The sequence below is a fragment of the Stenotrophomonas sp. YJH_SMC_130 genome (genome assembly GCF_059369035.1).
Map to the genome: position 1 here is coordinate 225,671 of NZ_JCAFSH010000004.1, position 21,620 is coordinate 247,290.

Below are 21,620 nucleotides of genomic sequence, written 5' to 3' on the forward strand. Positions count from 1 at the left end.
CTACCGGCGCTGCGTGCCGTCGTCGCGGCTGGCCTGCGGGAACTGGAACGCGCTGTCGGCGTCGTAGCCGCTGTTGGCGGTAGTGCCACGGGCCGGCGGCGCTACGCTGCTCGTGCCGCTGCCGAAGCCCAGGATCTGCACGCTGATCACCGACGGCTGGTTGCGCCGTGCATCGTCCTGGCTCTTGCGCATCACGTCCTGTGCCGCCTGGCTGGCGCTGTTGGCTGCGGCACTGGCCGCGGCCAGCGCATTGACGTTGACCGATGCCAGCACCGGCAGGCCCTTGCTCTCGCCCTGCACCTGGATGTTGGCCGCGTTGAGCACCTGCAGTGCGGCCAGGTTGATGTTGCCGGAGACGCGGATACCGGCCTCGCCCGCATCGATGGTGCCCAGCGGAGCGATCAGGTCGACGTCGCCCGGCGGTACTTCGGCGATGGGGTTCAACGTCGCGATGCCAGCACCGCTGGCCGGGGCCTGCGGCGACAGGATCACATTGCCCCAGCCGTCATAGACGCGGCGCGGTGGCGTGTACAGCAAGGTCGTGCGCGAACCACGACCGGCATTGATGTCACCCTGCTCCGACCACGCCAGGATGTCGCCGCCGAAGGTGGTCATCACCCGCGACAGGCCCAGCAGCACACTGTCCTGGCTGAACAGCCGGACGTCGCCTTGCCCTTGGGTCACCAGTCCGGCACTGGCCGGGGGCACCACGCCCTGCACACCGATCACGATCTGCCCACCCGGTGCCATCAGCTCGATGTTGCCGCCCGCTTCGGTACGCACGCCGGAGCCACCGTACATCACGATATCGCCGGTACGGTCGATCGTCGCACCGGGCGCAGCCTTGTCTGGCATCAGCGTGGCGATGGCCTCGCGCCCACGCAGGTAGGAGCCGAAGCGGGGCCCTTCTGCATCGGTATATTCCCGTCCACCTTCGCGCAGCTCGGCGTAATAGACCTGGCGCAGGAAGATGTGCTGCTGTTCCTGCGGCAGCGCATCGAAGGCAGCCAGCGCCCCGTCGCCGTCAGCAGCCACGCCGAAGCGCTGCTGCAGCCACTGCTTCAGCTCCTGGTCGTACACCTTGACTGCCTTGCCCGGCTGCGACGCCAGCGATTGCGCCGGATCGGCGAGGTTGGCGGGATCCAGATAGCGTGCACGCAGGGCCGCGAAATCGATCTGCTGGTTGCCGGCCGTCAGCGCGATGCTGGCGCCGGCACGGGTGTCGCCCTGCACGATGCCACCGAGGCTGACGATGCTGCCCGCATCCTCCTGGCGCAGCTGGCGGCCGGCACTGATCTCGGTGTTGCCGGGGCCGGCGATGGTCGCGTTCAGATGCACGATGTCGCGGCCCGCCGCCGCCACCGTGATGTCGGTGGGCGCGGTGTTCAACGCGGTCATCGACACCCCGAGGATGTCCCGGCCTGCCCGCAGTTGCACGGCGCCGGCGGCCTCGAACCAGTTCAGCTGCGTGCGCTGCCCCACGTTGGGATTCAGCGTGCGCCGGGCGCCGGTGGCCAGACCGATGATGTCGCCCTGCACCGCGTAGAAGCGGCTCGGCGCCAGTGCCGCAGACACAGTGGACAGCGGAGTATTGGGACCAAATGCGAACAGCGGAAGCGACGCTTCTGGCGAGGCGGTATTGCCATCGACCGAAAGGTTGTGCCGCGAGCGGGTCACATTGCCGCCGGAATCCCCCTGCTGGGCCAGGAATGCGGGGTCGAAGGGTCCCGGCAGCCGCGCGTCCGCACCCGAGCGCGCAATCTGGGTCGCGCCACGCTGGGCGAAGATGCTGCCACCGGCCAGGACGTCCAGCCGTCCTGTTGCCGAGGGTGCCAGCAGGATCACATCCTGCGTCCCCGGCGTGGCGCTGATCCGGTCCAGCTTGATATCGCCCTGCGCAGCAATGGCGCTGAAGCGCGAAGGATAGAGCCAGTAATTCAGCAGATCATCACCACCACGCACAACAAGCTGGACCTGCTCGCGCCACAGATTGCTGCCGGTCACGTTATCCGGCCCGGCGAGGCCTGGCGCGAGGTCACCACCGGCACTGAACAGATCCACGGCCGTGTTGGCGGTCCACAGGGAGAACCACGTGCTGCCTGCAGCGTGCGCGCCATCATCCTGCAGCACCGCGCTGTAGTTGGCCAGCGGCACCCGGCCTGCATCGGCGACCCCGCCGAGCACCACATCGCCCCGTGCCTGCAGCTGCGCGACCGCATCGCCCAGCACCAGCACCGGTCCGCCCATCGCGCGGGCGGCGTCGGGTGCAAACAGGTCTGCGGCGCGCTGCTGACGCAGCGTCGCGTAGTTTTCCAGGGTGACGCCCATTGCACCGATGCGCCCGGCATCGAGCTGCAGGCTGCCACGCAGATTGCTGAAGGTACCGTTGAGGTCGAGATTCTGTCCCGCCCTGGAGGGATTGAGGCTGGAGATCGTCGCCTGCAGATTCGGATTCAGTGCGCCACCGATGCGCAACCGCAGGTCGCCGCCGCCGGTCAGGTGCAGCTGGCCATCGCTGACCCGGCCGGTCGATCCCACCGCCGCGATGATCGCGCCCGAGCGCGGTGCGCTCAGCGAGCCCAGCGCGTCGCCCATCGGATCGCGGACGCCGGCATTGCGCCCAGCCTCAAGCGTCAGGTCGCCGCCGCCCAAGGTGCCGAAGCCGGTGAAGCCGACCATCCGCGGAGAGGCGCCAGCGGCAGCGGAGACGTTGGTGTAGGTGCCAAAGTTCACCCACCAGCTGGTCGGCACCGGCTCCACGCCGGTGGTGCTGCCGGTTCCCTGCCGCCACAGCCAATTGCCGACCGAGGCACTGGAGTACAGCGCCCAGTCGCGCTCGCTGGTGCCCGACTCCGCGCGCGCGGTCCAGGCGTCGCCGACGATATCGCGCCCGGCTTCGACGCGAAGATTGCCACCACGATCCGGATACCAGGCCTGGTAGCCTGCGATCGCTGCGTCATAGCTGCCCGGCACCAGGTTCGGCCCCAGCAGTGCGGTGTTCCAGGGAGCCGCTGCGCGGGGCGAATTGAAGGCAGCGTCGCGGCCCCCACCCAGCGCGGTGGGAGTGCCGGCGGTGTAGACACCGAAGCCTGACTTCATCACGACGTCACCGGCAGCGAGCAGCTCCATGTCACCCTTGCCGGTGCGCAGTACGCTCCACGCCGGCGTGCCCGCACGCTTGCCGTAAGTGGTCACTTCGGTCTGCGTGCCGCCGCCGGCGCAGTAGGTGGGCGCGGTACTGCAGAACTCATCTTCGGTCATGCCGAACATCGCGGCGAAGTCCTTCGCAGGGGTGCCCACGTAGGACTCGTCGCCCCAGTAATCCAGCGAGCCCTGCGCGGCCACCTGGCGGGGTGCCGGGCCGCAGTAGTCGGCCGACATCGCGCAGAACTCATCTTCGGTGAAGCCGAACATGTCGGCCAGCTCCGCGATCGGACGGCCCGCATAGGACGTGTCGCCGATCCAGTCCAGCGATGCCCGCTCGGTCAACGCACGATCACCCACCCAGATGATCTCGGTCTTGACCGTGCCGATCGAGCCCTGGTGGGTATCAGCCAGCACCACGCTGCCTTCGCTGCCCCAGCGCCGGCTGCGTGGATCGGCCGCCCCGGCATCGGCACCGGCAACCACGGTCAGGTCCCAGGAGCTGGTGCCCTCGGCGAGCATCGGCGCCAACGCCCAGTTGCGCCCCTGGTTGCCGTTGGCATCGGTCGGCCGCAGATTCACCGGCGCGTCGCCGGGCAGCTCCACCTTGGTCAACGAGGGAATGTACGCGCCCACCTTGAGCGCGACTTCCCGTGCCAGGCGCAGCGCAACCGGCAGCACCGCGCCGGCGGGCCACTCCTGTGCCGCCACCTGTACCGCACTGCGCAGGCGGAAGCCGGCTCCCAGCCGCGCACCTGCCGCCAGCACCAGCGGCTCCTGCAGCACGGTGCCCGCGGCCAGCGTCTGCCCGGAGTCGGTGGTCACCGCCGCACCCAGTACGGTGCCCGCTGGCAGGCGCAGGGTCTGCGAGATGACCATCGGCGCGGGCAGCACGGTACCAACCGGAAGCGCTACCGATTCGACCGGCACGTCGTAGTTCAGGCGGGTGCCGGCCTGGAACTCGGTGCCGGGCTGCAGCTTCACCCCGTCCACCGGCACCACCAGACCGCTGCCGAAGGGGGTGTGCCCCGCGCTGCCATTGCGACCCTCATACAGCTGCCAGCCCCCCTCATCCGGCGTGGACGGTGGCGGTGCGAAGCCATCGTTGATGCTGCCGTAGACGTTGATGTTGCCTTCGGCCCGCAGCACCAGCGAGGCCGATTCGCCGAAGCCACGCCGCGATGGATCGGCGCGGTTGGCTTCGGGCCCGTAGCGGTAGCCGGACAGATCGATGTCGCCGGCAATGGTCAGGTCGCCGTCCGGGTTGGCGTCGCTGCGCCGCGCCACCACCTGCACGCCGGGACGAAGGCGGACATCACCCAGCGCGCGCGTGCGTTGCTGCAGGTCCGGGTTGCCCAGAGCACCATCGATCCACGCCACGCTGTGCGGATCGACCACCTGGTCCAGCCACTGCTGGGTGACCAGCTGCGCGCGGTTGCCGCGCACATCGGCGGTGCCGGCCAGGGGCGCATCGTCGTAGCGGCGGACACCATTGAGCTGGATGCCGGCCGCGCCATCGATGCGCAGGCCATTGGCCGCGGCAATCGCCGCGTCGTTGCTGCCCACCCGCGGCACATCGATCTTCAGCGAGCCCCGCGCAGTGCCGTCGTTCTGTCCAGGGCCGTCACCGACGGCAACGTCGCTGCCGGCACGCAGGTCAAGGTGCGCCGCGCTGCCCAGACCCACGGCGCCCTCGGCGCTGCCCAGCGCGATGGTGGCCCGGTTCGGACTGTCGATGATCTTGCCATGGCTGTCCACGCGCAGGCCGGTACCGTGCGCGTCCAGCGTGCCATCCACCTGCAGCTGGTCGCGGGCGTACAGGCGGATGCTGCCGACCTGCTCGCCGCTGGCATCGATGCGACCGGCCACGGTCAGGCTACCCGCGTCGACACTGATGTCGACCCGGCGCGCCTTCACTTCGTCGCCGATCCGCAGATCGCCTTCACCAATCTGGAAGCTGCGGCCGCCGACGACACCGCCGGCGGTCAATCGCTGGTTGAGGCCGGCGAAGTCCTGCAGCTGGCGTGCCCGCACCACAAGTTCACCACCGTCGTAGGGCACCAGCGTGCCGCCGGCATCGTAGCGGCCACTGGCGGCACCCTGCAGAACACCGGCCAGATCGGCTTGGCCGGCCATTGCGGTGACCGTCATGCGCCCGGCGCGGTTGTTGCGGGCAGAAACATCGATGCGGGAGGCAGCATCGGTGCGGATGTCACCCGTGTCGCTGGACAGCAGGACATCACCGCCCCAGCTGAACTTGTCCACGTCGTACAGCGGGACCTTGCGCCCGGCCAGGTCCAGCGCCGCCCGGCCGCCAAGCGTGATGCCCTCGCGCGCGCTCGCCGACAGCCGTCCTGACGCCAGCGCGATCGTGCTGTCCAGCGTGATCCGGTTGGCGTCGATGCTCAGCTCACTGCCCAGTGCATCGCCACCCGCCTTGCCGGTGCCCCCGTGCAGGCGGAACTCGCCGCCAGTGCGCACGCGCAGCTGCGCGGCGGGATCGGCAGTCAACAGCGGTGTATCGATACCCAGGCTGCCTCCGCTGTACTGCCAGCCCTTGTCGGCCAGATAGTCGCCGCGCTGCTGGAACACGTCCAGCGTGCCCTGCGCGGAGAACGACAGCTGCTCCGAAGCACTCAGGTTCAGCGCACCGAATCCGAGCACCTGCCGGTTCGCAGGTACTTCAGAGCTGGGACGGCTGAATGGCGCCCGCCCGAGCTGCAGCTGGCGGGTGACGATGTCCAGCTGCCCGGCGCCGAGCCGGTCCACCATCGGATCGGCCGGCGGTACCGACGCGTCGCTGCCCGGCGCCTGGCTCGCCGCCAATGCGCCGTCCCAGACCAGCGTGTCCACCAGGATGCGCGCGCGGTCGGTCGCCGCGCCGTAGCCGCGGATGGCCTGCGCACCCAGCACAAGCGTCTGCAGGCCACTGCGGCCGGTGGCACTGTCGCGCGCGTCCAGGTCGACGCTGCCGAACACGTTGACAGACTCCCGCGCGACCAGGCTCAGCGTGTCCAGCGCCGGCGCGCCGGTGGCGTCATTGCCGCGCAGCAGTTGCTGCAGCACGGACTGGTTCATGGTCATGCCACTGGGCAGCGCCCCTGCCGCAGCGGCCTGCGCGATCGCTTCGGCACTGCCCAGGTTCAGCGCCGCCATGCTCAGGCCGAGCTGACGGGTGCCATAGCTGACCGAGTCGCGCATCTGCAGCGTGCCATCGGTCGCTACCGCGATGCTGCCATCGGAAACCAGCCGGGCCTGGCCGTCGCACGCCCCCTGGCACCCCCCGATGTCGATCGCCACCGGACCGGCCTCCACGCCCGTGGTGCCGGTGATCAGGTTCAGGCGCTGGTTGGACACTGCAAGCAGACCGCCGGAGACCTGGTAAGGCAGCGTCGCGCTGGCACCTGCGTTGGCGGTTGCGAACGGCAGTGTATCGAGGGTCGCACCGGCCTCGACCAGCACGCCGCTGCCACCGGAGGCCGCTGCCACCAGCACCTCCGGTGCGTTCAGGGTGACACCGGAACGCACCGCCACACTGCGCGCCTGGCCGGTCACCGCCACCTGTGAGGCCTCCTGGCTGAACTGCCCGCCGATGATCATCCGTGCCGGCAGGAAGGCATTGAGCGCGTCGTCGCTGAAGGTGGCGCCGCGATCACGCGCCTGCGATTGCGCGCTGCCGTCAACGATCTCCAGTGAACCGACCGCCGGGCTCGCCAACGTGGCTGCCAGCGTGCCGCCGCGCCCCTTGTCGGCGGCGGCGCCGAACCGCGCGGTGCCAGCGAAGCGGATGGCAGGCGTGTCTGCACGACCTGCACCTTCGCCCAGCGCAAGGGTCAACCCGAGCGCATCGATGGTCTGCCAGCCACGCGACTCGCCGCGGCGGTCGGCCACCGACTGCGCGAAGCTGTTGTAGGAGGTTTCGTTGTAGCCCGAGTGCCGGCGTACCACTGCGGCGGGCGTCAGCAGGATGTCGGTGAGCAGCGGCGAGAATGCCGCGCCCAGCGCCGTGCGCTGCTGCCCGGACACACGCCAGGTGCCGGTGCCGGTCGCAATCGGTTGCACGATGCCGGAGGTGCCGGTAGCGCCCAGCTCCACCCGGAATGCACCGGGCTGCAGCGCATAGCTTGCCGGCATCAGCGTGTAGGTGCCGGCCGCCAGGCCGGGCACGCCAGCCGGCACGGTGATCTGCTGGCCCACCGCCGGAGCTGCGAATCCTTCTTCGCCGCTGGGGGCGAACGCCTCGGCGCGTCCCGGTACGATCGCGTACACCGGGTTGCCCGACGCACTGAACGCGTAGCGCGGATTGGCGTCTGCCAACGCCGTGCGCAGCACGTCGACGGAGCCGCCGCGCCCGGACACGAAGGCGGCACCGGTCAACTCACCACCGCCGGACATGTCCAGCAGTGCCCCCGGCGCCACCTCGATCGCGTTGGCCTTCAGGGTCACCCCCATCGAGGAGATGCCGGCCGGCGTCAGCGAGCTCAGGCTGCGCGTGCCTACCCGCCAGTCGACACCATCGACGGTGCCACCATAGGGCAGCGACAGGCCGGCACCGCTGGTGGAGGTAACGCTGCCTGGCAGCAGTTCCACCCGGCTGCCGATGGTTCCGCTCTGGATCAGGCCGCCCAGCTGCAGCGTGCCCATCGGCGCCTGCACGTTGCCGCCCTGCTGCACCGTGGCAGCCACCAGACGAAGCGTGCCCAGCGCCGATTCCGGCGCCGGCTGCGTGGCCGCACCTGTGCCGTGGATTCGCAGCACGGCAGCTGGATCGGCCCAGTAATCAGCGGTCTGCACGGTCTGCGCCGAAGCGCCGGCCACCAGCGTGCCGACCGCGCCTGCGGTGGGGTACAGGCGGGCGGCGGTCACGTCCATCGAACCGGCCGTCATCAACGCGCTGGTGTTGCCACTGCTGGCAATGCCGTTGGTCAGGCGCACGTCACTGCGGCTTTCCAGCGCCACGTGGTCGAACCCGGGCAGCCAGGTGACGTCGCGGATGTCGATCAGCGCGGCCTGCACCGCCAGCGCGTGATCGTCCGGCCCAGCCGAAGCGACCGCCACGGTACCCTGCAGGTTCTCGCCCGCCAGCTGGCCCCAGCGCGCCTGCGCCAGGCGGACGTAGGGCGCACTCAGCCGCAACGCCGACGACGGCCCGGCATCCACGGCCATGCCCAGGCTCGAAGTGCCTTGGCCATGGATGCGCAGGCTCTGGGCCAGGCGCAGGTCGACATCGCCGACGGCGCGGATGTCACCGAACACGGACAGGTTGTCGAAGCCGCCCGCCTGCAGCTGCTCGACCGACAGCGCGGCGTGGCCATACTCCAGTGCGGCCGGCAGTGGCTGCACCGGTGCGCTGTGCTGGCTGAGGGTGATCGCACGTGCGCGCAGTACCTCCTCGCTGGCGCCAGGTGCATGGATGCTGCCGCCGAAGGCCAGCCCAAGGGTGCCGCCGCGTGCGCCGGCACCACCGGCGGCCGCGTCCATCCCGCCCTCCAGATACAGTGCATTGGCCGAGCGCAGCACGATCTGCCCGCCGTCGCTGTCCACGCGTACACGGCCCTGACCGTCGATATCCAGCTCGGCCGACGCACCCCGTGCCTGCAGGCGCGCACCGCGTTCGACCACCACGAAGGCTTCCGGTGGTCGGTTGTCGACGAATGCTGCGGTCTCCCAGTCCAGCGCCCCGCCGATCTCGATGCGTCCACCCGCGCGCACCTGCCCGCGCAGGCGGCCGCTGGGATCGGGCAGCGAGATCGCGTCTGCATCGGCATCCAGCAGCGCGCCTTCGGCGAAACGCCAGGTGCGTTCGGTGCGCTGCCCGGCGTACAGCGCATTCTGCGGACGCACATCGTCGATCACGATGCGGCCGCCCTTCGCACGCAGTGTGCCTTCAACATCGATGTTGCCTGCACCCAGCAGCGAGATCGTCTGCCCTGGATCGACCGCCACCAGTGCATCCTTGCCGACCCGCAGGTCACCGCCCACGCTGTTGCGGTCCGAACGCAGGCTGATGCTCGCACCGGCGCGCTGGCTGACGCGCCCGTTCGACGGATCGGCGCTGTACAGCGGCGCATCCCATGCCGCCAGTGCGGACGCCCGATCGGTTGCCGTCTGCGCGTCCTGGGTCATGCGCAGGCCTGGCAGGGCAGCGACCAGCCGCGCGCCGTCGGCCACCTCCACGCCTTGGTGGCCGTTGATGTCGTACTGTGCGAAGCCACTGCCGAACAGGCCGGGGTCCAGTCGCAGCGACGCGCCCGCCAGGTCCGCATCGCCCACCCGAACGTGGCCACCTGTTCCCAGCGAGAAGGCACCACTGCCCTGGCCTCGGCCACTGAACCGGCTCCCCTCGCCCAGTTGCACCCGGCCACTGCCGTCGGTCGTAACCGTGCTGCTGTTGGCCTGCAGGCTGACGCTGCCCCCTTTGCCGATGCGGCCTTTACCGCGCAGGTCCAGCGCGGCGCCGGCCTCGACGTCCACCGTTGCCTCGGCGCCCACGACCACGTCATGACTGTTGCTCAGGCTCAGGCGGCCGCCATCCGTCCAGGCACCGCTGGCGTCGAGCGGCATCGCCAGTGACGCGTTGCTCCATTCACCGGAGAGATCGATCCGCGTGCCGTCGGCAATGGCGGCGCGGGCGCGGCCATCGTGCAGCAGCGCCGTCGGCCGGCCCTGGACATCCAGCAGGTTGCCCGCCGACAGCTGGCCGCCGGCAATGCCGATGTCGCCTGCCAGTTCCACCTCGCTGCCGGTCAGGTTGAGCTGTCCGCCTGCCTGAAGCCGAAGGCTGCCGTCGACGCGGATGCCATCGGCGGTCGCCAGGTCGATCCGTCCCCACTGCTGGGCACTCAGCGCTGCGATATCCAGCCACACGGTGTCACGCCGCTCCTCGTCGACCGGAGCCAGCAGCGACCACGCCGCCTTCGCCGGAGCCTTGTCATCCAGGCGCACATCCGAGCCGAACACACCGCTGCGGCCCTGGCCGTCGTAGCGCCCCAGGTACAGCTGCGCATTGCGCGCCACCGCCGTCTGGGCCTGCGCATAGCCATCCAGTGCGGCCTCCGGCCTGCGGTTCTGCTGCGCGCCCTGGAAGGTGGCCGTCTCAACCTTCCCATCCAGCACCGCGGTCGGTGCGGAGACGATCAGCCGTCCTGCATCGCGGCCGACCGTGTACCCGTTGTCGACACGCTGCGCCGCGAATACGATCGGATCACGGAAGGTCTCGGTGATGCCCCAGCGTTCCTGCTTCACTTCATGGCCGCTGTACAGGCCATCGAACAGCATCTCCGCCGGCGCCTCATCAAGGCGGTAGACCTGGCCGTCGACGCCGCGCACCCAGCTCTGCCGGACCACGCCGCTCTGCACATCCAGGCTGCCGCCGGCAAGGTTGATGCGTGAGCCACCGTTCGTGATCACTTCCCTGCCGCCCAGCAGGACGGTGCCTCCCTGCGCGGCCCATTCGCCGATCGAGTGCCCCTGGTTGTCGAGGTAGCCCCCCACTTCCAGCAGGCCGCCAGCAGCGTACCAGCGCTCCCCCTCGTAGCCCCCGGTTCCGGCCGGAACGTGGACCAGCCTGCGGCGGTCGACCCAGACTTCACTGCTGGTCAGCTTGCCGCTGTCGCGGTTGTCCAGGGCGTCGCGCAGTTCGTTGCCCTGCACCTTGACCTGGACATTGTTGCTCTCCATTGACACCTGCACGCCCACTGCGCCGGACACGTCCACGCGCGCGGCGTCGTCCACGTAGCTGCGGGCCGCCGCATCGGCGATGATCTGGCCGCCCGTGGCGACCGTCAGCGAATCCCTGCTGAAATGGATGTTGCCACCCGAGACGATCTCCACCCGCGACTGGTCCCGGCGATCATTGTGCTGGGACAGATTGTCGAAGGTGGCCGAGCGCGCGCCAGCGCGGATCGCGTCCTGCTCTGCCGACTCCTTGATGAGGCTGTCGCGCTGTGTATCCAGCGCCGTGGCCTTGCCGTCGTCCTCGATCAGCACCGCCGTGGTGGCTCCATCGGCGAGCGTGACGCTGCTGCCGGCATCGCTGGCCGAGGCCAGAAGATGCACGGTGCCGCGCTGTGCGAGCGTGGTACTGGCCACGGCCACACCGGCCTGCTCGACGCTGCGCCCGGCGAGGGTCACGTCACCCTCGAGCGCGCGCAGCAGGCCGGTGTTGCGCACGCCGCCAGCCGTGCTGCCAGCGATGAAGCGCGGCGCGATCTCATTGCCCCGGGTGGTGGAGCTGGTGTTGGTGGCCGTACCCACGCCACGCCGGATCACGAAACTGTCACCCGCAGCGAGCTGCACCTGGCCCTTGCGCGCCTCGATATGGCCAGCATTCTCCACGCTGTGCCCGGCCAGCAGCACGTAGCCACCGCCGCGCGTCGCACTGGTCGGCTCATGGGTCGCGATGCGGGCGCCCTGCTCCACCGTCACCTTGCCGAATGCATCGCTGAGCGCGCTGCTGCTGGCGTCGGGGCTGTACAGGCCATTGTCGCGGAACTGCGCATCGCTGATCCGTGCTGCAGCCGCCAGCAGATTGCGTACATTGACCTGGCTGTTGTTGCCGAACACCACGCCGTTGCGGTTGGCCACGAACACCGTGCCATTGGCCTTCAGCTGGCCCAGGATCTGGCTGGGCCGCGCCTGCGGATCGTTGACGCGGTTCAGTACTGCCCAGTCAGGGCTCTGCAGGAAGTTCAGCGTAGTGTTGCCGCCGATGTTGAAGGTCTCCCAGTTCAGGATCGCCTTGTCCGCGGTCTGCTCGACCGTGACCTGCACCCGCCCGTCGCTGCCCTGCGACTGGATCGCCTCGCGCGCATTGAGCCAGCCGCGGGTCAGCGGGTTCTGGTCGACGCTCAGGCCGTCCTTGCCGAGGCCATCGGCAACAATGAAGCCAGCCTCGCGGCGCGCCTGCCGCGCCTGTTCCTGCAGGCGCTGCTGCAGGGCGATCGCCTGCGCCGCCGTGCCAAGATTGTCGATCGACTGCTGCAGCTTCTGCCGTGCTGCATCCTGCTGCTGGGCCGGCAACTGGAACTGGATCGGCACGCCGTTGGGCATGCGGCCACTCTGTGCCGCGCTGCCCTGGGCCGCGCCCCGTTCGGCGAACCAGCCCGGACTGAACGCCTGCTGCGCCTGGCTGGCCGGGGCCACCATGCTCCCCAGTGCGACTGCGATGGCCCACGCCATCGGATGATTGCGGCGCATCAACGCGGCCGGACGAACAACGGACGGGAGCGGGTGCGACATCGGAACCTCATCAACCTGGTGGGCCGCGGCTGCGGCGACGATCGGGGAGGCACGCGCAACGCATGCCCTGCCACTGATAGACGGTCCACGTGACACGAAGCCGACAGCGAAACACTGCGGCGGCGGCACCATCACGGAAATGGCGACGCCGGCCCAGAGGCCGGCGTCGCGTCAAGCAGGATTCAACCGGTACTGCGGATTACAGCGGACGACCGATGCCGGCGCAGGTGCTGGGGTTGTTCAGGCCGGCCGTGCTGCTGGCCAGCACGAAGCGGTTGCGGATCGCATCGCGCCACGCCTTGGTCAGCGGGATGAAGCCGTGGTCGGTGATCGACTTCTCATACGCGACGGTGTAGGTCGCCGGATAGTGGCGGGCCAGGAAGCCGCGCAGGCTGGTGGCGACGCTCGAATCCTTGTAGCACTGGCCGATCACCAGGTTGGTGTAGCCGGCGATCGGATAGCCAGCCGACGGGTTGCCGAACACCGGCACCCAGTTGGCGGGGTTCTCAGCGTCGGTGCCGGTCGGCGGAGCGACGGTGTCCAGGGTGGCCTGCACGCTCACCTGGTCCGGCGAGAAACCCTTGACCTTGGCGACCTTGGTCGCATCGGTCAGGCTCGGGATCACGTCCGGGCCGACGTAGCCAATACGGCCTTCAGCAGCGTAGACAGCGTTGTACAGCGAGGTGCCACCGGTGGCCGGGGCGGCCACCAGGAACGCCGGCAGGTTGCCGTTGGCATCGCGCTTGTACAGGTCGGCGAAGGTCGACTTGATGGCGAACTTGCCGCCCACCAGCTTCGAGGTTTCAGCGTTCTCAGCGGCACAGGCCGCGGTCAGGAAGCGGCTGAACATTTCGCTGGTACCGCTGCTTTCCGGACGGTACACGACCTGGATCGGGCCACTGCGGTTGGCATCGATGGTCGACCAGTCGCTGATCGCACCCGAGAACACGCCGCAGATCTGCGCCACGCTCAGGTCCACCGCCGAACCGGCCTTGTTGAACGGAATGGTGACCGAGGTGGCCACCGACGGCACCTGGATCAGCGCGCCGTAGCGGTTGGCGTTGGTCGCCTGGTTGAAGTTGGTGGTGTAGTTGCTCAGCTCAGTGCTGCTCAGCACCGAATCGCTGCCGGCGAAATGCACGGTGCCGGTGGTCGAGAACAGCGCCGAGTTGTTTTCCAGGAAGGCCTTCTTGCCGGTGCCCGAACCGGTCACGGCGTAGGTGAAGTTCGCCGGCAGGATGCTGTCGGCCGAACCCTTGTAGAGGTCGGCCGGCAGCGAGGCACCGCCGCCGGTAACGGTCTGCGCCGAGGCGGCGCCCACGGTAGCGAGCAGCGCGGTGGCAACCAGCGCGGCCAGGGTCTTGTACTTGGTCATGATCTTCTCCTGAAGGGTTTACTGCGAAGGGAAACGCCAAGGGAGGAACGGTCACTACACGCCTGCTGCCGCCGAGGGCCTCCCAGCCCACTCTGCGGCGACGGGTCCATGCTGGTCCGCGCCGATGACAGGCCGCTTAAGAAATCTGTGGAAGATCGGAAAAAGGTGTGGAGGATTGTGTGGAGAATCGAAGGCACGCCGTGCTGCGCGCTCGCCGGGCATGGCCCGACGCTACCCGTGTTGCGCTTTGCGCATCACTGCACCAGCTGGTTCATTTCCATGATCGGCATCAGCACCGCCAGCACGATCGTCAGCACCACGCCGCCCATCACCAGGATCATGGTCGGCTCCAGCAACGCAGTCAGCGCCATCGCGCGACGCTCGATCTCGCGCGAGATGGTCTGTGCGGCGCGGTCCAGCAGTAGCGCCAGCGAACCGGTCTTCTCGCCGCTGGCCACCAGGTGCACCAGGATCGGCGGATACACCTTCTGCACCTTCAGCGCAGAACCAAGCGCGGCACCTTCGCGCACACGCGCGGACACGTCATGCGCACAGCGCGCCAGCAACGCATTGCCCAGGGTCTGCCGGGCAGCTTCAAGCGCACGCAGCAGCGGCACACCCGCATCCAGCAGGATCGCCAATGTCGAGGCGAAGCGCGCACTGTTCACACCCAGCACGAAACGCCCGACCATCGGCACCCGGAGCAGCATCGCGTCCCAGCGCAGGCGCAACCCGGGCTTGCGCAGGGCCAACCGCCAGGCCACCACCAGCGCAGCGATGCCGAGCCCCACCCACATGCCCCAGCTGCGCACGAACGCGCTGGCGGCCAGCATCACCTGGGTCAGCATCGGCAGCGTCTGCCGCGCCTGCACGAACGCGGTCACCACCTGCGGCACCACGTAGCTGAGCAGGAAGATCACGATCGCCACCGACACCAGGCTGATCGCCGCCGGGTAGATGAAGGCGGTCAGTACCTTGGCCTGCAGCGCATTGCGTTCCTCGATGTAGTCGGCCAGGCGCTCCATCACCCGCGCCAGATCGCCGGAATCCTCGCCTGCACCCACCAGCGCCCGATAGATCGGCGGGAAATCGCGCGGCCGCGCTGCCAGCGCCACGGTCAGGCGCTGGCCGGCACGCACGTCGGCGCGCACAGCGGTGAGTGCCTGGGCCACGTGCGGGCGCTCGGCCTGCTCGATCACCGCACTCAATGCAGCTTCCAACGGCAGGCTGGCCGCCAGCAGGCTGGCCAGCTGGCGCGTGGCCCAGGCCAGCTCACTGGCCGAGAGGCGGCGAGCGCCCCAGCCACTGCCGGCACTGCGCGCCGCGCTCACCTGCACGGGTGTCAGCCCGCGCCCACGCAGCAGCTGGCGCGCACCGCGCGGGCTGTCGGCATCCAGTTGACCCTTCTCGATGCGGCCCTGCGCATTGGCAGCCTGGTAGTCGAACAGTGCCATGCAGGCCTCAATCGTCGCCGGTGACGCGCAGGATCTCTTCCAGCGTGGTCACCCCGCTGTCGACCCAGCGCTGGCCGTCCTGTCGAAGGGTCCGCATGCCGGCCCGCCGCGCCACCTCGCGTAGCGCAGGCTCACCCTGCCCTTCATGGATCAGTGCGCGTACCCGGTCGTCCACCACGAACAGTTCATGGATGCCGGTGCGTCCCCGATAGCCACTGTTGGCACAGGCCGTGCAGCCCACTGCGCGCCATACGGTCCGGCCTTCGCCGTCCAGCTCGGCACGCCGGCACTGCGTACACAATCGCCGCACCAGTCGCTGCGCCAGCACACCACGCAACGACGAGGCCAGCAGGAAGGGCTCCACGCCCATGTCGGCCAGGCGGGTCACCGCCGAGATCGCATCGTTGGTGTGCAGCGAAGCCAGCACACCGTGCCCGGTCAGCGACGACTGCACCGCGATCTGAGCGGTCTCCAGGTCGCGGATCTCGCCGATCATGATGGTGTCCGGGTCCTGGCGCAGGATCGCGCGCAGCGCGGTGCCGAAGCTCATGCCGATGCGCGCGTTGACCTGGATCTGGCCAATGCCGGCAAAGTCGTACTCCACCGGATCTTCCACGGTGAGGATATTGCTGGTGCTGCTGTCGAGCTGGCCCAGCGCGGCGTACAGCGACGTGGTCTTGCCGCTGCCGGTCGGCCCGGTCACCAGCACGATCCCGTGCGGCTGCCGGATCAATCCCGTGAACGTGGCCAGGGTGTCATCGGCCATGCCCAGGCGCTGCAGCTGCAGGCGGCCGGCATCCTTTTCGAGCAATCGCAGCACGGCGCGCTCGCCATGCCCGGTCGGTACCGTGGAAACACGGATGTCCAGCGGCCGCCCGCCCACGCGGATCGCGATGCGCCCATCCTGTGGCAGGCGCTTCTCGGCAATGTCCAGGTGGGCCATGATCTTGATGCGCGACACCAGCGCTGCGTGCAGTGCGCGCCGAGGCTGCACCATGTCGCGCAGCGTGCCGTCCACCCGGTAGCGCACCACCGAATGGGTCTCGAACGGCTCGATATGCAGATCGCTGGCACCGTCGCGTGCAGCCTGTGCCAGCAGCGCGTTGATCATGCGGATCACCGGCGCATCATCCTGCGCATCCAGCAGGTCGGTGACCTCCGGCATGTCCTGCATCAGCCGGTCCAGATCGACTTCACTTTCGGCGGCACCGACCACGGCCGCAGCATCACCACCGTCACGGTACTGCTCACCCAACCGCTGCTGCCAGGTCGCCGCATCCAGGGCCTGAAACGGAATCGGGCCATGCCGGCGGCGCAGCTCGGCCACGGCCCACGCCGCCGTGTCGGCTGTGCCGAGCAGCACCGGCTCGCCACCGGCTTCGGACAGCATCACGCCGTGGCTGCGCACCCACGCGTATGGCAGCGGCACAACGGCGCTCACGGCCCGATCACCAGTTCCGGCGTGTAGCCCAGCCCGCGCAGCTGCTGCAATGCCGGATCCAACTTCGCCGGATCACGCGGCAGCCGCACGCGCAGGCGTTGCCCACCCTCGCCCGGCGTCGCCTCCGCGTAGGCCTGCAGGCCCAGCGCCCGCACCTGCGCCACGCTCTGGCTGGCACGGCTCGGCTCCAGCCCCTGTGCGAACTGCACCAGCTGCGCATCGCCGTCACCGGCCGGATACAACGCTGCCAGGCTGGTGCTCTGCAACGGCTGGCCGTGGCCATCGCGCGCATTGCCCTGGCCGAGTACCGACAGGTCCTGCGGTGGCAGCTGCGGCGCCGACAGCGCGGGCAAGGCCCAGCTCTGTACGGGCTGCGCGCCGGCCTGCGCATTGCGCATGTAGTCGTAGCGGTCGCGGGTCAGGCGCTGTCCGGCGGCCGGGTCGCGTACCACGTGCGGGCGCAGGAACACCATCAGGTTGGTCTTGGCGCGCTTGCGCGTGTCGCTGCGGAACAAGGCGCCCAGCACCGGGATCTTCCCCAGCCCCGGCACCGCATCACGGCCATGGCTGACGCTGTCTTCCAGCAGGCCACCGAGCACCATGATCTGGCCATCGTCCAGCAGCACGCTGGTATCGAGTGCGCGCTTGTTGGTGATGATGCCGGCCGTGCTGTTCGCGCTCTGCGCGTCGATGCTGCTGACTTCCTGGTAGATGTCCAGCTTCACCGTACCGCCCTCGGAAATCTGTGGGCGCACCCGCAGCTTCAGGCCCACGTCTTCGCGCACGATGGTCTGGAACGGGTTGTTGCTGCCGCCGCCACCGTCGGTCACGTAGCGGCCACTGACGAACGGCACGGTCTGGCCGACCATGATGCTGGCTGCCTCGTTGTCCAGCGTCATCAGGTTCGGTGTCGACAGGATGTTGGCGCCGCCCTTGCTCTGCAGCGCAGTGGCCAGCGCCTTCATGTTGAGGATCTGGCCGACACCGGGCAGGTTGATGGTGCCGTCGATCACGCCGATCTTCAGGCCATCCTTGGGCAGCACGTCCAGCGTGGTACGCGCACCGGTATTGAGCCCGCTACCGCCGGTGGCGCCACCGAAGTGGGTGCCGCCAAAGGTACGGCCATTGCCCAGCATCCACTGCACGCCCAGCTCGGCCGCGTCGGTCTGGTTGACCTCCACGATCAGGCTTTCCACCAGCACCTGCGCACGGCGCTGGTCGAGCTGGTCGATCACCCGCCGCAGGTTGCGGTACACCGGCTCCGGCGCCGAAATCAGCAGGGTGTTGGTGGCCACGTCCGCCTGTACCGAAATGCCGTTCTGGCTGAAGCCGGTGCTGCCGGCGTCGATCGGGTCGCGGCGGTTCGGGTCCAGCCGCTGCGATTCCAGCGCATTGCCACCGGTCTTGGCCTGCTGCGACTGCGACGGCTGGATGGGCGTGGAACGGTTGGCGTCACCCGGCAGCGGGGTGATGCCTTCGTTGCTGCCCATGGCCGGTGCATCGCTCTGTCCGGCCACCACGCCACGCAGCACACCGGCCAGCTGGTTGGCCTGGGCGTTGCGCAGGTAGACCACATGCAGGTTGCCGGACTCGTCCTGCGCGCGGTCCAGCTTCTCCACCAGCTGCCGCGCCAGGCGGGTGCGGCCTGGGCTGCTGGAACGCAGCAGCACGCTGTTGCTGCGCGGGTCGGCCATCACCACCACCTTCTGGCCCGGCTCGGCGCCCTGCGCATCCAGCAGCGGCGCGACCATCGCCGCTACGTCAACGGCAATGCCCTGCTGCAGCTTCACCACATCGGTGTCCATACCGGCCGGTGTATCGACGCTGGCGATCACCCGCGCGATGCGCTCCAGGTTGTCGGCGTAGTCAGTGATCACCAGGGTGTTGTTGCCTGGATTGGCGGTGATCGGATTGTCCGGGCTGATCATTGGCCGCAGCACAGCCACCAGCGCCGCCGCATTCTCATAGCGCAGCGCAAACGTACGCGTGGCGATCTCGCCCCCTGCACCACCGCTACCCACCCGGCCACCGAGCAGCTTGGCATCGGCCTGCGGCACCACCCGGCTGACGCCGCCGTTCTCGACCACGGCGAAGCCACGCATGCGCAGTGCGCCCAGCAGCAGCTGGTAGGCCTGGGTACGGCTGACCGGGCCATCGGAAACCACCGTCATCTTGCCGGTCACGCGTGGGTCGACCAGGAACTGGCGTCCGGTGAAGCGCGCCGCCATGCGCAGCACACCACCGATATCGGTATCCACCAGGTTCAGCTGCACCGGCTCATCGCCTGTGTCCTGCGCCGCCACCGGCGCCGGCACGTGGGCCATGCCCACGATCAGTGCCAATGCGGCACTGCAGGCAAGGCTGCGCATCGCCCTCATGGATGGGCACCCGCAGGAGCCACCATCACGATGTTTCCGGAAATCCTTGCCGCCGGCATGTTCGCATCCCCTGTGCGTGTCAATTGCAACTGCTGCAACTCGATGGCCGGGTCGGCCAGCAGCGGCAGCAGCCAGTTCCATAGCGCATCGGCGGGTACGGCCCGTACCTGCAGGTGCCAGCACCCGTCGCGCGCTTCGATATGCAGGCCGCCAGCCAGACCGGCGGACTTGATCTGGTCACGCAGCCCGGCGAGGGTCGGATGCTGGCCCTGCGCCAGCTGCTGGCGCTCACGGGCGCGCAGCAGCGGTGCCAGTGCGCGATGCTGCGCCTGCAGCCGTGGCAGTTCGGCCTGCCAGTGCGTGCGCTGCTTCAGCAGGGGCTCCAGCCAGAACGACCACAGGCCCGCCACCAGCAGCGCCACCACCATCACCCACAGCATCAGCCGGTCGCGCGGTGGCAGGCGTTGCCAGCGCTGCTGCAGGCCCGCCAGCCCCTCGCCCAGCCGCAGGGTTCGGGTCGTCACTGTCCCGCTCCGCTCACCCGCAGGCGTCCACCGGCGTCGCGCGCCAGCTGCAGCCCCTGCGCCTGCATCGCTTGCTGCCAGTGCTCAAGCCGCTGTGGATCGTCGGCCAATGCCTGGGCATCGGCGTCCAGCTCCAGGTACACCTGCCCGGGTTGGTAGTGCAGGCTGTGCACCTGACCCGCCAGCTCCGGAACCGCATGCAGCGTGCTGGCGACCTGACGCTGCAGCGCCGGCAACGGCGGCGCTGGCGGCGGAACCGCCAGCGCTCGCCTTGCCTGCAACACCGGGTCCACCACGTCGGTGATCTCCGGAAAGCGTGCGCTGAACTGCCGTGCCATGTCCTGCTGCAGCGCCTCACCCTCGACCCGCCAACGCGAGACCTGCCACTGCAGGCCAAGTGCAGCCAGCAGCACCGCCGCCAGTGCCAGGCCGATCGCCAGTCGCGGCGCTTGACGGCCTGCGCCGGGCAGCGGCAATGACCACCCCGGCAAAGGGCCACAGGCCTGCCGTTCATGCGCGACTGCGGTGCCCGGCAGGCTGTCCGGCCACGCCGGCGGTACGCTGTCGATCCATTGCACGGCCCGCACGCCGGCCTGTTGCAGGCGGGTGGCCAACGCCTGCATCACCGCAGACGCGTCACGTCCGCCATACCATTGGACAAGTCCCCGATCGCGCCCGCTGCGCACCAGCAGATGCTCGCCGCTGACCTGCAGCGTGGCGTGGCCGTCCTGCCAAGGCAGCAGCAGTGGCGTCGGATACAACGCCTGCAGCTGCAGCGCACACGAGGCCAGCAGCTGCTGCGCCTGCGCGATGGCCTGCTGGCCGAGCCAGGCCACCGGAACCGTACCGTCTGCCGCCTGCGCACCGTGGGCCAGCGCCACCTCCTGCAGGTCATCCAGCAGCATGGCCTCCACCTCGCCCTGCAACGCCGCCTGCAGGCGGCGCCCCGACAGCGGCGGCAGCTGCAGTTCCAGCAGGATCAGGTCGTTCGGATCAAGGCAGGCATGCACCGTGGCCCGCGGATGCCGCAGACCCAGCGCCGCCAGCGTGTCGCGGCCGTGAGCCAGCACCTCGCCCTTGTGCAGCTGCGCCCAGTCCACCGCGCTGTCGGCGCGCAGACGCTCAAGCACCGGCAAGCGCACCCGAAGCTGCACGGTCATGCGCCGATCCTCGTCCACACGCGTTGCACACGCACGCCGTCGTCGCGGTACTCGCGCCAGAGCAGCGCGCGAAAATCAACCGCGCTGCCGTCAGCCTGCACCCGGCCCACGGCCAGGAACCACTCGCTATGGATACCCAGCGGAAGCACGGCCATCTGTTCGTTGCTCAGTTCGAGTCGGTTGGCGATGTCACCGCGGTTGAGCAGCCAGTGACCGGCGTCGCGCTCAGCGAGCAGCGCCTGCAGCCTTGCCGGTTCCACCGCAGGCGCCACCGCCTGCAGGACGCTCAGGTCGCAGGTGTTGGCGTTGACCAGGGTCTGCGCCGGCAACACCACGGTGCGCCGCGCCAGCGCCTGCAACGCCACCGGGTCGGCGCCGGCCAGCGCCTGTTCGATCAGTGATTCGCGCGGCAGCGGCGCCTGCGCCGGCATATCGCCGTCGCGCAGACGGGCCTGGATGTGGTCCACCGCGGATGCGCAGGTGCCCTGGCCCAGCCCCTGCCCGGCACACAACGCGACGAACGCGCCCCGCGCCTCGGGGTCCGGCCTGCCCTGTGCCAGCAGGTTGCGCAGGTTGAACATCGACTGCGCATCGACCAGTTGCAGCTGCACCGGCAACGGCGCCTGCAGTTGCAACGGGCGCGCCCAGCGCCCGCTGCGCACCGTGGTCAGCTGTTCCTGGACATCCTCACGCAGCTGCTGCGCCGCACGCTCCAGCGTGGCATCCACCGCCATGCGTACCTGTGCGCGCAACTGGTCGCCGCGCAGCGCGCGCAGCTGCGCCGACTGCCGGGTCAGCAGCGCAGTGGCAATCACGGCCACCAATGCCACCACCAGCAAGGCGACGATCACCGCCACGCCACGCTGGTGGATGCATGAAACCGAACGCGTCCGGGCTGCCATCA

Annotated in this window: 8 protein-coding genes; all 8 read right to left on the minus strand. The window is 69.3% G+C overall.

Annotation, left to right across the window (positions count from 1 at the left end):
• The 8 genes from AC5P5V_RS09215 to gspK all read right to left on the minus strand — a co-directional run bounded on the left by AC5P5V_RS09215 (window position 1) and on the right by gspK (window position 21,618).
• A complete protein-coding gene (locus AC5P5V_RS09215) occupies window positions 1-12,384 on the minus strand; it encodes a filamentous hemagglutinin family protein (protein WP_231352139.1) in 12,384 nt (4,127 codons plus the stop codon).
• Window positions 12,385-12,583: 199 nt separating this feature from the next.
• Entirely contained in the window at window positions 12,584-13,759 is a 1,176-nt protein-coding gene (locus tag AC5P5V_RS09220) for a substrate-binding domain-containing protein (RefSeq protein ID WP_134969228.1), read from the minus strand.
• A gap of 254 nt (window positions 13,760-14,013) precedes the next feature.
• Entirely contained in the window at window positions 14,014-15,213 is a 1,200-nt protein-coding gene (gene gspF / locus AC5P5V_RS09225) for a type II secretion system inner membrane protein GspF (protein WP_231352140.1), read from the minus strand.
• Between the two features lie 7 nt (window positions 15,214-15,220).
• Complete coding sequence (gene gspE / locus AC5P5V_RS09230) at window positions 15,221-16,654, minus strand: type II secretion system ATPase GspE (protein ID WP_134969530.1); 1,434 nt, start codon at window positions 16,652-16,654, stop codon at window positions 15,221-15,223.
• The gene (gspD, locus tag AC5P5V_RS09235; RefSeq protein ID WP_231352141.1) at window positions 16,651-19,032 is read right to left on the minus strand and encodes a type II secretion system secretin GspD; all 2,382 of its coding nucleotides are present in this window, start codon (window positions 19,030-19,032) and stop codon (window positions 16,651-16,653) included. The genes gspE and gspD overlap by 4 nt, the downstream gene beginning before the upstream one ends.
• On the minus strand, window positions 19,029-19,556 hold the full coding sequence (locus AC5P5V_RS09240) for a type II secretion system protein M (protein WP_061479451.1): 528 nt from the start codon (window positions 19,554-19,556) through the stop codon (window positions 19,029-19,031). Before AC5P5V_RS09240 ends, gspD begins: the two co-directional genes overlap by 4 nt.
• The gene (gspL, locus tag AC5P5V_RS09245; RefSeq protein ID WP_134969532.1) at window positions 19,553-20,716 is read right to left on the minus strand and encodes a type II secretion system protein GspL; all 1,164 of its coding nucleotides are present in this window, start codon (window positions 20,714-20,716) and stop codon (window positions 19,553-19,555) included. Before gspL ends, AC5P5V_RS09240 begins: the two co-directional genes overlap by 4 nt.
• The gene (gene gspK, locus AC5P5V_RS09250; protein ID WP_061479458.1) at window positions 20,713-21,618 is read right to left on the minus strand and encodes a type II secretion system minor pseudopilin GspK; all 906 of its coding nucleotides are present in this window, start codon (window positions 21,616-21,618) and stop codon (window positions 20,713-20,715) included. The genes gspL and gspK overlap by 4 nt, the downstream gene beginning before the upstream one ends.
• Window positions 21,619-21,620 lie beyond the last annotated feature (2 nt).